Origin of the sequence: Streptomyces sp. NPDC057474 (genome assembly GCF_042802555.1) — a bacterium.
In the GTDB taxonomy this organism is placed as follows: Bacteria; Actinomycetota; Actinomycetes; order Streptomycetales; family Streptomycetaceae; genus Streptomyces.
In genome coordinates this window covers 16,603-31,323 of sequence record NZ_JBHVDX010000111.1, presented here as the reverse complement: position 1 = coordinate 31,323, position 14,721 = coordinate 16,603, and the positions used below count along the sequence as shown (strand labels likewise).

Annotated in this window: 15 protein-coding genes; 10 read left to right on the top strand and 5 right to left on the bottom strand. The window is 71.2% G+C overall.

Translation table 11 applies throughout. From position 1 onward, the window contains the following. Window positions 1–29 precede the first annotated feature (29 nt). Window positions 30–443, bottom strand: coding sequence for an ATP-binding protein (locus ACFU53_RS27495; protein ID WP_383997765.1), 414 nt, complete (start codon window positions 441–443; stop codon window positions 30–32). A gap of 312 nt (window positions 444–755) precedes the next feature. Continuing rightward, a complete protein-coding gene (locus tag ACFU53_RS27490; RefSeq protein WP_383997764.1) occupies window positions 756–1,775 on the bottom strand; it encodes a heavy metal transporter in 1,020 nt (339 codons plus the stop codon). A 130-nt stretch (window positions 1,776–1,905) separates the two neighbouring features. Here ACFU53_RS27490 and dapE point away from each other — a divergent pair, with 130 nt between their 5' ends. Then, window positions 1,906–2,985 carry a succinyl-diaminopimelate desuccinylase gene (gene dapE, locus ACFU53_RS27485; protein WP_383997761.1) on the top strand — a complete coding sequence of 360 codons (1,080 nt, stop codon included), beginning with the start codon at window positions 1,906–1,908 and terminating at the stop codon, window positions 2,983–2,985. 106 nt (window positions 2,986–3,091) lie between these two features. Next, on the top strand, window positions 3,092–3,850 hold the full coding sequence (locus ACFU53_RS27480) for a TIGR00730 family Rossman fold protein (RefSeq protein ID WP_383997758.1): 759 nt from the start codon (window positions 3,092–3,094) through the stop codon (window positions 3,848–3,850). 151 nt (window positions 3,851–4,001) lie between these two features. Here ACFU53_RS27480 and folP read toward each other — a convergent pair whose 3' ends face one another. After that, window positions 4,002–4,862: a dihydropteroate synthase gene (gene folP, locus ACFU53_RS27475; protein WP_383997755.1), complete on the bottom strand. Its 861-nt coding sequence runs from the start codon at window positions 4,860–4,862 to the stop codon at window positions 4,002–4,004. A gap of 119 nt (window positions 4,863–4,981) precedes the next feature. Between folP and ACFU53_RS27470 the strand changes: the two genes are divergently transcribed. Then, window positions 4,982–5,332 (top strand): DivIVA domain-containing protein, encoded by a 351-nt coding sequence (locus tag ACFU53_RS27470; protein WP_383997752.1) that lies wholly within the window; start codon window positions 4,982–4,984, stop codon window positions 5,330–5,332. Further along, entirely contained in the window at window positions 5,329–5,916 is a 588-nt protein-coding gene (locus tag ACFU53_RS27465) for a DNA-3-methyladenine glycosylase I (RefSeq protein ID WP_383997749.1), read from the top strand. The genes ACFU53_RS27470 and ACFU53_RS27465 overlap by 4 nt, the downstream gene beginning before the upstream one ends. 80 nt (window positions 5,917–5,996) lie before the next feature. On the opposite strand, the gene ACFU53_RS27460 is transcribed toward ACFU53_RS27465, so the two are convergent. Next, window positions 5,997–6,800 carry an enoyl-CoA hydratase/isomerase family protein gene (locus tag ACFU53_RS27460; protein ID WP_383997747.1) on the bottom strand — a complete coding sequence of 268 codons (804 nt, stop codon included), beginning with the start codon at window positions 6,798–6,800 and terminating at the stop codon, window positions 5,997–5,999. 377 nt (window positions 6,801–7,177) lie between these two features. Here ACFU53_RS27460 and ACFU53_RS27455 point away from each other — a divergent pair, with 377 nt between their 5' ends. Continuing rightward, the gene (locus ACFU53_RS27455; RefSeq protein ID WP_003966491.1) at window positions 7,178–7,345 is read left to right on the top strand and encodes a DUF3117 domain-containing protein; all 168 of its coding nucleotides are present in this window, start codon (window positions 7,178–7,180) and stop codon (window positions 7,343–7,345) included. A 120-nt stretch (window positions 7,346–7,465) separates the two neighbouring features. Here ACFU53_RS27455 and ACFU53_RS27450 read toward each other — a convergent pair whose 3' ends face one another. Then, window positions 7,466–8,167 (bottom strand): O-methyltransferase, encoded by a 702-nt coding sequence (locus ACFU53_RS27450; protein ID WP_383997771.1) that lies wholly within the window; start codon window positions 8,165–8,167, stop codon window positions 7,466–7,468. A gap of 270 nt (window positions 8,168–8,437) precedes the next feature. Between ACFU53_RS27450 and sigE the strand changes: the two genes are divergently transcribed. The 5 genes from sigE to ACFU53_RS27425 all read left to right on the top strand — a co-directional run bounded on the left by sigE (window position 8,438) and on the right by ACFU53_RS27425 (window position 14,574). Further along, window positions 8,438–9,139, top strand: coding sequence for an RNA polymerase sigma factor SigE (gene sigE, locus ACFU53_RS27445; protein WP_383997744.1), 702 nt, complete (start codon window positions 8,438–8,440; stop codon window positions 9,137–9,139). Further along, window positions 9,136–10,302, top strand: coding sequence for a zf-HC2 domain-containing protein (locus ACFU53_RS27440; protein ID WP_383997741.1), 1,167 nt, complete (start codon window positions 9,136–9,138; stop codon window positions 10,300–10,302). The genes sigE and ACFU53_RS27440 overlap by 4 nt, the downstream gene beginning before the upstream one ends. A 142-nt stretch (window positions 10,303–10,444) precedes the next feature. Continuing rightward, window positions 10,445–12,886 (top strand): trypsin-like peptidase domain-containing protein, encoded by a 2,442-nt coding sequence (locus ACFU53_RS27435; RefSeq protein ID WP_383997738.1) that lies wholly within the window; start codon window positions 10,445–10,447, stop codon window positions 12,884–12,886. A 234-nt stretch (window positions 12,887–13,120) separates the two neighbouring features. After that, window positions 13,121–13,600 (top strand): sec-independent translocase, encoded by a 480-nt coding sequence (locus ACFU53_RS27430; protein ID WP_383997735.1) that lies wholly within the window; start codon window positions 13,121–13,123, stop codon window positions 13,598–13,600. Between the two features lie 299 nt (window positions 13,601–13,899). Further along, on the top strand, window positions 13,900–14,574 hold the full coding sequence (locus tag ACFU53_RS27425; RefSeq protein WP_383997732.1) for a hypothetical protein: 675 nt from the start codon (window positions 13,900–13,902) through the stop codon (window positions 14,572–14,574). Window positions 14,575–14,721 lie beyond the last annotated feature (147 nt).

Here is a 14,721-nt window from a genome sequence, read left to right as displayed (position 1 = left end):
CTCCCCGGGCCCCTTCGGCGTACGGAAGGTCAGCCGAGCGGGCTCTGCACCGGCAGCTGCCCGGTGGGCAGCCCACCCTTCGTGGCCGTCTTGGTCGTGTCACCCAGAACGGTGCCCGCGGAGCCGGCGGTCTCGCCGGCGGCCTTCTGCGCGACGGGCGTCGTCGTCCTGACGGCCTTCCCGCCGGTCTTGCTCACGGTCGGCAGGGTCTGCTTGGCCGCCTTGCCACCGGCGTCGCTCGCGACCCCGGTGACGTTCTGCGTCGCGCCGTCCACGGTGTTACCGGCGTTCGCCCCGTCCACGGCGGACAGGCCGCCGAGGTTCGGGGTGGCCGGGAGTTCGGGTGCCGCACTCGCGGAGCCGGCCGCACCGACCACGGAGGCCGCTCCCGCTGCGGTCAGCAGCGCGGCACGGGCGATCCGGCGGGTCAGGGGGAGGGACATGGTGCTCCTTTGACGGAAGAGAACGTTGAAGTGTCCGACCGCGCCCGGGAGTTGATCGTCCCGGGCTCGGACGCAGTGACTACCGCTCGAAGCCCCTGAAGGTTGCGGCGACCCGACGTAAAGAGTTCGCAATGCGTCGCATTATCAAATACGGATCTAATCGGACAAACGTCGCCCGGTCCGAAAGTCTGCTGAATCCTTACGGCTCTTTGTTCCCAAGGAGTTCCGCGATGCGGGGGTGAGCAGCCGAAAACCTGCGCACCCCGTCCACGCGCCGCGCCGTACATACCCCGCACGGGTGAGCCGTGAGGCCTACTGTCCAGTGACGATTCGGACCTCGGCGGTGGAGCCCGCCGCGTCGCCCGCCGTGCTCTCGGCCTTGCGCCACGCACCGGCCCGGCCTTCGGCGACCCACTCCCGGCCCGCGTACGTGACGCGCTCGACGCCCAGGCGGGAGGAGTTGGCCACGGCCCAGTGCGCCAGCTCCCAGCCGCGCTGCCGGATCTCCGCGGCGTCCCCGGCGTCCCCGGCGTCCGCGAGGGGGATGATGACGGTCCCGGCGGCGGGGGAGACACTCGGACCGGGCGACGGGCTCGCCTGGGCGGAGGCGCCGCCCTCGGAGTCCACCACCGCCGCGGCCGCCTCGAACGCGTCGTCCCCGAAGTCCCTCGCGAGCGCGCCGCGCACGGCGTCCGGGCCGCCCGCGTAGGCGGTGCCGGTGCCGATCGGGTCCCGGCGCCCCTCGCAGGTCAGCGTGGCCGCCGCCCGCCCGGTCAGCGCGGCGGCGAGCAGCGTGGCGTCGGGCTCGTGCTTGGCGTACGCCTCCGGGTAGCCGCTGCGCTGCACCCGCTGGGCGGCGACCGTCAGCGGCAGCTGCTCGTAGTCGTCGACCTTGACGAGGTGCTCGTAGAACTCGCCCGCCGCGTACACCGGGTCCTGGATCTGCTGCTCGGTGCCCCAGCCCTGCGACGGCCGCTGCTGGAAGAGCCCGAGGGAGTCCCGGTCGCCGTGCGCGATGTTGCGCAGGCCCGACTCCTGGAGCGCGGTCGCCAGCGCGATCGTCACGGCCCGCTCGGGCAGCTCGCGCGAGGTGCCGACCGCCGAGATCGTCGCCGCGTTAGCCGCCTGCTCGGGCGTGAACTCGTACGACGCCCCGTCGTCAGCCCCGGACACGACCACGCAGCGCGGCGTGCCGTTCCCCCCGGTCAGATACTGCACGGTGAGATACGCCCCGATCGCGGCGAGCACGACGAGAGCCGCCATGAACTGCAGCACGCGACGGCCGCGACGGCGGGGGCGGGGACCTGGGGGGAAGGGGTACGGCTCTGACACGCGGTCCAAGGTACTGGAGAGTAATGGTCCTCGTGCAGGAGTTGTGAACAGTGATGTGAACAGTGAGGCGGGAGTGACCGGATCCACTCGCCGGGCGGCTCCGCCCCGGCGGCGCGTTAGGGTCGGGGACATGGCCGAGACCCCCATTGACCTCACGCTGGACGCCGCGCTGCTCACCGCCCGGCTCGTCGACTTCCCGTCCGAGAGCGGCACCGAGAAGCCGCTCGCGGACGCGATCGAGACCGCCCTGCGTGCCCTGCCGCACCTCACCGTCGACCGGTACGGCAACAACGTCGTCGCCCGCACGAACCTGGGCCGGGCGCAGCGCGTGATCCTGGCCGGCCACATCGACACCGTCCCCATCGCGGACAACGTCCCCTCCCGTCTCGACGAGGACGGCGTCCTGTGGGGCTGCGGCACCTGTGACATGAAGTCCGGCGTCGCGGTCCAGCTGCGCATCGCGGCCACGGTGCCGGCCCCCAACCGTGACCTGACCTTCGTCTTCTACGACAACGAGGAGGTCGCCGCGGACCTGAACGGCCTGAAGCACGTCTCCGAGGCCCACCCCGAGTGGCTGGAGGGCGACTTCGCGGTCCTCCTGGAGCCCACGAACGGCGAGGTCGAGGGCGGCTGCCAGGGCACCCTGCGGGTCCTGCTGACGACCAAGGGCGAGCGCGCCCACTCCGCCCGCGGCTGGATGGGCTCCAACGCCATCCACGCGGCGGCCCCGATCCTGGCCAGGCTGGCGTCGTACGAGCCGCGTTACCCGGTGATCGACGGCCTGGAGTACCGGGAGGGCCTGAACGCGGTCGGCATCTCGGGCGGCGTCGCCGGCAACGTCATCCCCGACGCGTGCGTGGTGACGGTCAACTTCCGCTACGCGCCCGACCGTACGGAGGAGGAGGCCATCGCCCACGTCCGCGAGGTCTTCGCCGACTGCGGGGTCGAGGAGTTCGTCGTCGACGACCACAGCCCCGGCGCGCTGCCCGGCCTGTCCCACCCGGCGGCCGCGGCCTTCATCGAAGCGGTCGGCGGCACCGCCCAGCCCAAGTACGGCTGGACGGACGTCTCCCGCTTCAGCGCCCTCGGTGTCCCGGCCGTCAACTACGGCCCCGGCAACCCGCACTTGGCACACCGGCGCGACGAACGGGTGGACCCGGCGAAGATCCTGACGGGCGAGGAACGCCTGAGGTCCTGGCTGACGGCGTGAAGTGTCCCGGGTGGCGGATCTCGTGGCGGACACGCTCACGTCCCCCGTCCGTAACCCGTATGGATCTACGCTGAGGTGAACCACCAGCACGGCGGAGGGAGCGGACATGGCGACCGGCAACCCCGAGGGAAAGAAGCAGCCACCGGAGGAGCAGCGGCTGGGGCCGGTGCTGCGCAGACGTGGCCAGGTTCAGGCGAGCACGACGGACCAGCGACTGCTGGACGCGGGCGGCCCTTCGGACTGGGTCCACACGGACCCGTGGCGGGTCCTGCGCATCCAGTCCGAGTTCATCGAGGGCTTCGGCACGCTCGCCGAACTTCCGCCCGCGATCAGCGTCTTCGGCTCGGCCCGCACGCCGGCCGAGTCACCGGAGTACGAGGCGGGCGTCCGGCTCGGCCGCGGCCTGGTGGAGGCCGGCTTCGCCGTCATCACCGGCGGCGGCCCGGGCGCGATGGAGGCGGCCAACAAGGGCGCCCTCGAAGCGGGCGGCACCTCCGTCGGCCTCGGCATCGAACTGCCCTTCGAACAGGGCCTCAACCCCTACGTCGACATCGGCCTCAACTTCCGCTACTTCTTCGTCCGGAAGATGATGTTCGTCAAGTACGCCCAGGGCTTCGTGGTCCTGCCCGGCGGCCTCGGCACCCTCGACGAACTCTTCGAGGCCCTCACCCTCGTCCAGACCCAGAAGGTCACCCGCTTCCCCATCGTCCTCTTCGGCGAGTCCTACTGGGGCGGCCTCGTCGACTGGCTCACCAACACCCTCATCGCCGAGGGCAAGGCCGCGGAAAAAGACCTGTCCCTGTTCCACGTGACGGACGACGTGGACGAGGCAGTAGCCCTGGTCTCGAAGGAGGCGGGCAGGTAACTCCCGGGTTCCCCCCGCGCCCCTGCTTTTGCTTTTGCTTTTAGGGGCGCGGGGAACTGCGCGATCAACCCCCACGAACCCGCACGGGCAGGGTCAAAGGGGCGCGGCCCCTTGAGGATGGGACGGATAGGGGCGGCGGGGGCGAGAAAAACTAGGCAAGCCCCCGCCGAGCAACAGCAGGCGCCCGATACCCCGCGATCGCCCCCACCATCTCCAACACCTGCCGAGTCTCCGCGACCTCGTGCACCCGATACACCTGAGCCCCCAGCCACGCGGACACCGCAGTGGTCGCCAGCGTCCCCACCACCCGCTCCCTCACGGGTCTGTCCAACGTCTCCCCCACAAAGTCCTTGTTGGACAACGACACCAACACCGGCCACCCCGTGGCGACCATCTCCCCGAGCCGCCGAGTCGCCTCCAGACTGTGCCGCGTGTTCTTCCCGAAGTCATGCCCCGGATCGATCATCACGGACTCCCGAGGCACCCCCAGAGACACCGCCCGCTCCGCCAGCCCCACGGTCACCCGAAGAATGTCGGCCATGACATCGTCGTACTCGACCCGATGCGGCCGCGTACGAGGCTCCGCCCCACCCGCGTGCGTACACACCAGCCCCACCCGATACCGGGCCGCGACCTCCGCGAGCCGAGGATCGACCCCACCCCACGCGTCGTTGAGCAGATCCGCCCCGGCCTCGCACACGGCCTCACCGACCTCGTGCCGCCAGGTGTCGACGCTGATGACCACATCGGGGAACCGCCGCCGCACCTCCGCGACGAACCCCACGGTCCGCCGCGCCTCCTCGGCCGCGGTCACTTCCTCCCCGGGCCCGGCCTTCACCCCGCCGATGTCGATGATGGCCGCGCCTTCGGCGACCGCCCGCTCCACGCGCGCGAGCGCCGGCTCGTCCTGGAAGGTGGCCCCCTGGTCGTAGAACGAGTCCGGGGTCCGGTTCACGATCGCCATGATCACCGGCTCGTGCGGGCCGAATTCCCGCTTGCCCAGCCTGAGCATCCGCTGTGACCTCTCCCAGTACGTCCCGTCGATCGACGGCCTTGCACAACCGCCTGCGACCTTAACTGTCAGACTCGCATGGCACGATCGGAGCCGAACACACTCGAGGGGACCCAGCGATGTTCATGTTCTTGTTCCTGGTCGTCGCGCTCGCCGTGGTGGTCGCCGCGGTGACGCTCGCCGTCGTGGGCGGCGGCGACAACGCGGTGCTGCCGGAGGCCGAGGGCGAGCGGCTCCAGGACCCGCTGCCGGCGGACCGCCCGGTCAACCGCGCGGACGTCGAGGCGCTCCGTTTCCCGGTCGCCGTCCGCGGCTACCGCATGGTGGACGTGGACGACGCCCTCGGCCGGCTCAGCGCCGAGATCGCCGAGCGGGACGCCCGTATCGCCGACCTGGAGTCCGCGCTCGCGGGCGCCCGCCCGGCGCCCGTCACCTCGCTGCACAAGTCGGAGGAGGGTGACCACCAGTGAGCGACGGCACCGCCCTGGCCGGCCCCGACGGCGCCCTGCGCTGCCCCTGGGCCCTGTCCACCGAGGACTACGTCGCGTACCACGACGAGGAGTGGGGCCGCCCGGTCCACGGCGACGACGCCCTGTACGAGCGGCTCTGCCTGGAGGCGTTCCAGTCCGGTCTCTCCTGGATCACCATCCTGCGCCGCCGCGAGGGCTTCCGCTCCGCCTTCGCCGACTTCAAGATCGCCTCGGTCGCCACGTTCACGGAAGCCGACCAGGAACGCCTCCTCGCCGACGTCGGCATCATCCGCAACCGGGCCAAGATCGAGGCGACGATCGCCAACGCGCGCGAGCTGTCCGCCTGGACCTCCGGCGAACTGGACGAACTCATCTGGTCCCACGCCCCGGACCCGGCGACCCGCCCGGCGCCGAGGACACTCGCGGACGTCCCGGCCGTCACCCCCGAGTCCACGGCCCTCTCCAAGGCCCTCAAGAAGCGGGGCATCCGCTTCGTCGGCCCGACCACGGCATACGCGCTGATGCAGGCCTGCGGTTTGGTGAACGACCACTTGGAGGCATGCGCCGCCAGAAGCGCCCCTTGAGGGGCGCTGGGCTGTGACATATGCGGCTCCGCCGCGTGGGTGCGGTCGACCACATCCGGCCCGCGGTTCCCCACGAACCATCACCGACCCAGATACTTCGGCTTCTCCTTGTTCACGAACGCCTGCACGGCGATCCCGTGATCCTCGGAAGACCCCGCCCGCGTCTGCAGCTCGTCCTCCTTCTCCAGAGCCTCCTCCAGAGAATGCGTGAGCCCGAACGCCAGCGACTCCTTCAGCGCCGCGTACGCCACGGTCGGCCCCTCGGCCAGCGCGCGAGCGACCTTCGCCGCCTCCGACGCCAGCGCCGCCGCCGGCACGACCCGGTTCGCGATCCCCAGCTCGTACGCGTCCTGCGCGCTGATGCTGCGCGGGAAGAGCAGCAGATCGGCGGCCCTCCCGGGGCCGACCACGCGCGGCAGGGTCCACGAGATCCCCGAGTCGGCGGTCAGCGCGACCCCGGCGAACGACGTGTTGAAGGAGGCCGTGTCGGCGACGACACGGAAGTCCGCGGCGAGGGCGAAGCCGAAGCCGGCCCCGGCCGCCACCCCGTTCACGCCCGCCACGACGGGCTTGGCCATGCCGGTCAGGGCCTGCACGACGGGGTTGTAGTGCTCGCGGACGGTGGACATGGTCTGCCGGGAGCCCGTCTCCTTGTCCTGGATCAGCAGCCCGACGTGCTCCTTGAGGTCCTGGCCCACACAGAACGCCCGCTCCCCGGCGGCGGTCAGCAGCACCGCCCTTACGGCGTCGTCCCCGGCGGCGGCCTCCACGGCCTCCCGCAGGGCCACCTTGGTCGCGATGTTCAGCGCGTTCATCGCCTCGGGGCGGTTCAGCGTGATCGTCGCTAGTCCGTCGTGCACCTCGTAAAGCACGGTGTCGGCCATGGCGGTTTCCCCTCCGGTGTCGCGGCTTCGACGTACTGGTCAGTACGCCCTGCGTCACAGCACAGCATGGCGGAGATCACGGGTGACGGCGGGGGCCGGACGTGTGACCTGCGTCAAAGAATCACCGATGGGCGAGCGCCGACCCGGGACCGTGCGGTGGCGCAGTATCGCAGTCACATCGCCGAATTGGGTGGTTTTGCTCGCGCGCGTTGCCCAAGCGATGCCGACTGATGTTGGTCATCGGGTCATGAGATGCGGGATAATGGCCTGGAAGCAATGTGTTCGATGCCGGTGTCGCGTGTCCCCAGGTGGGCCCGCGCGTGCCCTCCCGGGCCGTCGGCTTTGGCGATGAGCTGGTTTCAGGAAGGGGTACGAGCATGGCGGCCATGAAGCCGCGGACGGGCGATGGCCCGCTCGAGGTGACCAAGGAGGGGCGGGGCATCGTCATGCGCGTTCCGCTCGAAGGCGGCGGTCGGCTCGTCGTCGAGCTGACCCCTGACGAGGCCGACGCCCTCGGAGATGCCCTCAAGAAGGTCGTCGGCTGACGCGCGCAGGACCATACCCTTTCAGTTGCCCCGGCACCGCAGCACTCGGCGGTGCCGGGGCGCTGTTGTACCCGGGGCGGCCGGGGGCACCGGGGGTCGGCCAGGTCCTCGGAAAGTCTCTCAGCGCTTGACCGCGCACAGCAGGCCGTCGCCCACCGGGAGCAGGGACGGTACGAGCTCGGAACTCTCCCGGACCGTGCGCAGCAGCTCCCGCAGGCGTATGACCTCGGTCGGCTGGGGGTTCGAATCCACCGTGCGGCCGCTGGCGAAGACGCCCTCGAAGGCGACGAGGCCACCGGGCCTGAGCAGGCGCAACGATTCAGCGAGGTAGTCGAGGCACTCCAGCCGGTCGCCGTCGCAGAAGACCAGGTCGTACCCGGAGTCGGCGAGCCGGGGCAGCACGTCCAGGGCGTGGCCCGGGATGAAGCGCGCTCGGTTGCTGGCGAAGCCGGCCGCGCGGAACGCCTGCCGGGCGAACTGCTGGTGCTCCGGCTCCGGATCCACGGTGGTCAGCACCCCGTCCGGTCGCATGCCGTGCAGCAGATGGATACCGGAGACACCGGTTCCGGTCCCGATCTCCGCCACCGCCTTCGCGTCCACGGTGGCGGCGAGCACCCGCAGCGCGGCGCCCGTGCCGGGCGACACCGAGCGCAGCCCTGCCTCCCGGGCCCGGTCGCGGGCCCAGCGCAGCGACTCGTCCTCGGCGACAAAGGCGTCGGCGAACGCCCAGCTCGTCAGCCGGTTGCCGGTAATGGCCCTCTCCTTATGTCCCCGTGGTTGCCTGGGCGTGACTGTATCCGTTGCCGTCGGGAACCTGCTGATGGGACCGGTCGTTTAAAGGGATGAGTGAGTGACAGGGGCCGCGACGGGGGGCACGGGATGGATCGGTCCGACGAGCAGGTGCGGGCATCGGTGCAGGTGCTGACCAAGCCATATGAGCCGCAGCAGCCATATGAGCCACATCGGCGCACATCAATTTCTTATAAAACCGCTTATCCGGAGCTAACGGGCGAGGTGGCTATGGTAGGGGCTCCACTGGACACCACCAGAGCCGACAGGGGAGGTGCGGCTGCGCCTGTGGATCGGGGAGGAGTGCTTCGGCGCTTTCTCGGATCGGCGGGTAGGCCGAAATCCGTGAACGACACCGCTGACCACAGCCACGCCGCCGTCGTACAGACCGCGACCTTCACCACGGACGCGCACGCGCAGGCGTGGACTCCGCCCACCTGGGAGGAGATCGTCAGCACCCACAGCGGCCGCGTCTACCGGCTCGCCTACCGTCTGACCGGCAACCAGCACGACGCCGAGGACCTCACGCAGGAAGTCTTCGTCCGCGTCTTCCGCTCGCTGTCGACGTACACGCCCGGCACCTTCGAGGGCTGGCTGCACCGCATCACCACCAACCTCTTCCTGGACATGGTCCGGCGCAAGCAGCGCATCCGCTTCGACGCTCTCGGGGACGACGCGGCCGAGCGCCTGCCCAGCCGCGAGCCCACCCCGCAGCAGATCTTCAACGACGCGCACTTCGACGCCGACGTCCAGCAGGCCCTCGACACCCTGGCGCCCGAGTTCCGCGCCGCCGTCGTCCTCTGCGACATCGAAGGACTGTCGTACGAGGAGATCGCCGCGACCCTGGGCGTCAAGCTCGGCACGGTCCGCTCCCGGATCCACCGCGGCCGCTCCCAGCTCCGCAAGGCCCTCGCGCACCGCTCCCCGGAGGCCCGGGCCGAGCAGCGCCGCGGGTTCACGGTGCCGCGGGTGCCCGTGCTGGGAGGAGGGGGCGCGACCGCGTGAGTGGATCCCGTCCTACGCCTGCCGAGCAGCACCTGGGAGACCGTCTCTCCGCCCTGGTCGACGGAGAGCTCGGTCATGAGGCGCGTGACCGCGTCCTGGCACATCTCGCCACCTGCGCGAAGTGCAAGACGGAGGCGGACGAGCAGCGCCGCCTGAAGAACGTCTTCGCGGAGGCCGCCCCGCCGCCTCCCTCCGAGAGCTTCCTGGCCCGGCTCCAGATGCTCCCGGCGGGCGGTGACACCGACGGCGGCTCGCCGCTGTCCGGTGGCTTCGGAGGAAGACTCGGGGGCGCGGCCGCTGGCGGGCCGAGCCTGCCCGCTGACCCTGCCGACTCCAGGGACTTCGCCGACTTCGGCGTCTTCGGACCCGGCGGTGGCTCCTTCGGATATATCCCGTCGGGACCACACGGCGGCGCGCTGACGCCGTCGGAAGGCCGAGGGCTCGGTGGCCGTGGGTTCCTCGGTGACCGGGGCTTCCTGAGCGGGCGCGGCTTCCTGGGCGACCGGGGCTTCCTGGGCGGCGGACGCGACCTCTCCGGGGACGCGGACGGCCGTCCGGACCGGGAGGAAAGAGCCACCGACGACAGAGGAATCACGGGCGACCGTGGCTTTCGGATCCATGACGTGAGCCGGCAGGAGGCCGAGCGTTCGGCCTCGCGCGGTATGCGGTTCGCCTTCGTGGCGGCCGGGGCGGTGTCGCTGGCCGCGATCGCCCTCGGCGGCGTGACCAACGGGATGCCCGTCGAGACGGCGGACGCCCGGGGCGGTTCCGGCTCCGGCAGCAATGTCACACCGTTGCGGACCCAGGCTTCGGGCACGGTTCCGCCCTCCGAGTCGCAGCGCCGCCGGGGAGCCGTCGGGCCGCTGCTCGGGCAGGGTCAGCAGTCCATGGGCGAGGTGCCCGTCGCTCCGACGGAGATTTCCGCACCCCTGCTGCCCGGAGTCCCCGCTCCGGCCGGCCAGGACCGTCAGGCGGTACACCCGCTGACCGCGCCCGTGCTGGCCGGCGTCGCCGTCATGTCTCCGCTCATACGGCCGCTCACCGCCGCACCGCCGCTCCAGCTGACCGACTGGTCCCCGGCACCCGAACTCACGGGACCGGGCCTGCTGACGGCTCCCGACGCCACCTCGTCTCCCACACCCACCTCGCCCGTCCTCCGCTGACCCCGAGTTCTGCGCACCGGCCCGTGAACCTGGTTGAATCCAGAGTGGGCCGTGTCCGCTCGGGCCGGTTCCGGCCCGCGGCACTCGGCGAACGGTGGGCGGCGGGCCGGTCCTTGGGACAGGCCCTAGGTGTGGGGAGAACATGAACGAGGGGAAGCCCACGAAGGCGAATTGGTGGAGCCGACCCCGAGCGCACGGCGCGGGGGCCGGAACGACGGGGGACCACACCGGGCCTACGGGGTCTGCCGGACCGACGGGAACCACCGGGGTCCCCGCGGACGCGGTGCGCGAAGGAGATCTCGAGGGCGATTTCGAGTTGGAACGCCCGGCAACGGCACGAGCCCCCGGCGGGGCCGACACCGAGACCGAGACCGACTCCGACTTCGAACTGGCCCGCCCGGCCGCCGAAGCACCGCTCCGGTCCGGCCCGGTGTCGCCCCTCGACACATACGGTGACACGGACGGCGACTTCGAACTGGAGCGACCGGCTGCGACGCATGCGGGACGTGACGCCGCACCCGAGGCGAGTTCGGTCGGCGAGCCCGGCGTGACCGGCTCCGCCGGTGTCGCGGCCACCGCCGTGGCAGCCACCGCAGTCGCCCGACCGTTGGGCCAGCCGGGTGCCCTGAGAGCCCCTGGAGCGCCCTCTGAGCGCCCCAAGCCGCTGCACGACCCGGATCCCTACAGCACCCCGCCGTACGGCGAGCCCGGCCCCTGGGCGCCCGCTCCGCCGGTCCAGCATCCGGCGACGACTCCCGCGCACGGCACGAACGTCCAGGCGGGAACACCGGCGCACGGCGTGCCCGCGGCGGTGGGGGCGCCGACGCACGACGGGTCGGCTTCGGTGGGGGCCTCGACAGACAGTGGGGCGGCTTCGGCGGCTGCCCCGACGCACGCCGGAGCGCCCTCAGCGACTGCCCCGACGCACGCCGGGACGCCCTCAGCGACTGCTCCCACGCACACCGACGTGACCTCGGCGGCACCCCCGCCCTCGCTGTTGCCCCCCGCCCACGGCACCGCCGTACCGCCGACCACTCCTCAGCCCACGGCGGCGGCCCTACACCCGGACGCACCTCGGCCCGGTGCGGCTCCGTATCCGGAGGCCGCCCAGCCCGCAGCGGCTTCGTACGCGGAGGCGCCCCAGCCTGCGGTGAATCCCTTCCCGGAAGCGCCCCAGCCCGCCGCAGCGCCGTACCCCGATGCGTCTCAGCCCCCAGGGGCCTCCTACGCGTATCCGTCCCAGCCGGGTCCCCCGCCCTTCGGGGACTCGGCGCAGGCAGTGCCTCCTCCCTACGCGGGCGGGGCTCGGCTCGCGCCGCCCCCGCACGCGGGCGGATCTCAGACCGCGCCGGCTGCCTACGCCGATCCCGCTCAGCCTCTCCAGGCCGCGCCGCAGGGGCCCTGGCAGAACTACGACCCGTGGGCCGGGTCGGGGTCGTTGCAGCAGAACGGGGCCGCGGTGGACGACCCGGCGCGGCGGCGTCGGCGGAGGGTCAGGGTTCTGCTGGTCGGGGCCTTGCTGATCGCCGTCGTGGCCGGCGGCATCGGCGGGGCCGTGGGCGCGTATCTGGAGCGGAACGGCGGAGTCGGGGCGGTCGAGCTGCCGCAGGCCAGTGACGGAGTGACGGGGCGGGCGCCCGACAGCGTCGCCGGGATCGCCGCCAGCGCGCTGCCGAGTGTGGTGACCCTGCATGTGAGCGGGACGAGCGCGCAGGGCACCGGCACCGGGTTCGTGCTCGACGAGCGCGGCCACATCCTCACGAACAACCACGTCGTCGACCCCGCCGGCACGAACGGCGACATATCCGTGACGTTCAGCGGTGGTGAGACCGCCAAGGCCACCATCGTCGGCCGGGACACCGGCTACGACCTGGCCGTCGTCAAGGTGTCCGGCGTCGGCGGACTCAAGCCGCTGCCCCTCGGCAACTCGGAAGAGGTCCAGGTCGGCGACCCCGTCGTCGCCATCGGCGCCCCCTTCGACCTGGCCAACACCGTCACCTCCGGCATCATCAGCGCCAAGGAGCGGCCCATCACGGCCGGCGGCGAGAGCGGAGACGTGAGCGACGTGTCGTACGTGGACGCGTTGCAGACCGACGCGCCGATAAACCCCGGCAACTCCGGTGGCCCACTCCTCGACGGCAAGGCCCGGGTGATCGGCATCAACAGCGCCATCCGCTCGGCCGGCAGCGGCTCGGAGTCGGACGGCGGGCAGGCCGGTTCGATCGGACTCGGCTTCGCGATACCCATCAACCAGGGCAAGCGCGTCGCTGAGGAGCTGATCAACACCGGCAAGGCCACCCACCCGGTGATCGGGGTCACCCTCGACACGGACTACGCGGGTGACGGCGCCCGCATCGGTGACGACGGCGGATCCGGGGTGACCTCGGGCGGCCCGGCCGACCGGGCGGGCATCCGCTCGGGTGACGTCATCACCGAGGTCGACGGCCAGCGCGTCCACTCCGGCGACGAACTGATCGTCAAGGTCCGCGCCCACCGGCCCGGCGACCGGCTGGAGCTCACCCTCCTTCGGAACGGCAGGGAGCAGACGGTCACCCTCACTCTCGGGTCGTCCGGCGGCGACTGACCGTCGGACGGCGACCGCGACGGCGGCGCGTACTGACAGCAACTTCACAGGAGGGGGTCACGCACCCCCTCCTGCCAGGCAAACAGCTGGGAAAACCCGTCGTTCGGGCGTGGTCGGAAGCCGCCCGACGGTACCGGATCGGCGGGATCGCCGGGTACCGTGGATCCGGCCCGGACCACGGAAGACCTGCCGAGGCCCGCGGATCGGGACCGAGGACATCGCAAGGAGCTTCAGGTGTTCAATGACATAGGTGCGCTCGAGGTGGTGACGCTCGTCGTCCTCGCCGTGCTCGTCTTCGGTCCGGACAAGCTTCCGAAGGTGATCCAGGACATCACGCGGACCATCCGCAAGATCCGTGAGTTCTCGGACAGCGCCAAGGCGGACATCCGCACCGAACTCGGACCGGAGTTCAAGGACTTCGAGTTCGAGGACCTCAACCCCAAGGCGTTCATCCGCAAGCAGCTGGACAACGACGACCTGGGGCTGAAGGAGATCCGCAACGGCCTCGACCTGAAGAAGGAGATGGCCGGGCTCACGGACGCGGTCCACGGCCGCGAGTCTGATTCTTCGTCTTCGTCTTCGTCGTCCTCGTCCTCGTCCTCCACGGACTCCGCCTCCGGTGGTTCCTCGGGTTCGACCGGCGGTTCCGTCGACATGACGAAGAAGAAGCTCGAGATCGAAGAGCGTCCGCCGTACGACATGGACGCCACCTGAGCCGTACGCCCGGCCGCCGTATGCCCGCTCACCGCCCGTACCGTCTCTGGCCTGCCCTTCCACGCTGTACGCCCGTCTGCCGCCGCGCCCCCGTACGTGATGCGATTCATACCGTCACGCACCCTCGTACGGCCTGAAGCCGCCCTTACGCCGTCCTGCGCGCCGGGCGCTTTCCCTGCTGCTCGGAGAGCTGTGGCTATGCTGCCCAGTTGTTGTGCGGACCGTAAGGAGAGCGAGCGACGACGCCCGTGGGGGGCGGGCCGCTCCGGTCCGTCGAGAGCTAGGAGGCGTCCGGGCACATGGAGACGACGAGTCGGGTAGGCGCGCAGGCGTCGGCCGCGGAGGGTGGACAACAGGTCCCCTCCGCCCGACGCACGGTCGACGGCTATCTGCTGGCGCCCTTCCCGTGGTACGGCCTCGACGAGGCCTTCACGGGGCCGCGCTGGCTGATGCAGGTCGGTACGTCGGCGGAAGGAGCCGTCGAGCACGGTTCGATCGGACACGGTGACGAGCCCTCGGTGCGCAACGAGTACACCGCCGGGGCGGACGACGAGGTCAAGGAGCGGTTCGCGGTCGTGGTGACCGTCGCGGCGAACGACGTGCGTCGCAGCGCCGACGGGTCGGGCGTCCTGGAGGCCACGTCGGTCTCCTCGGCGGCGTGGCTGGCCGGGGTCGGGCTGCTGTCCTTCACCTGGCCGGGGCAGTTGGACCACTCCCTGCGGGACGACTGGCTGGACCAGCAGACCGAGACGGCGTGGGTTCTGGCGGACGATCTCGCCGGGGCGGACTGGTCGACCTTGTCCTTGCCTGTGGACGGGGTGCCTACGCCGTTCCACTACCGCGAGTCCGAGTTCGGGTGGGTGCTCGCTGGGTCGACCTCGGAGGGGGTGCATGTGGGGGCGTACGGGAGAGGGATGAGCGCGTATGGGCTCGGGTTCGCCATGATCAAGGACATTGCGTCTTACGGCGAGTAGTCCTGGCGCGTGGTTTGAGGGGCACCGCTTCGTATGGTCGCGGTGCCCCTTTTCGCCGTAGGGCCGTGGGTTGACTTGGGGCTGCGGGTGCGTCGTGGCTTGTCGCGCAGTTCCCCGCGTCCCTGACGTCCCTGAAAAGCAGGGCGT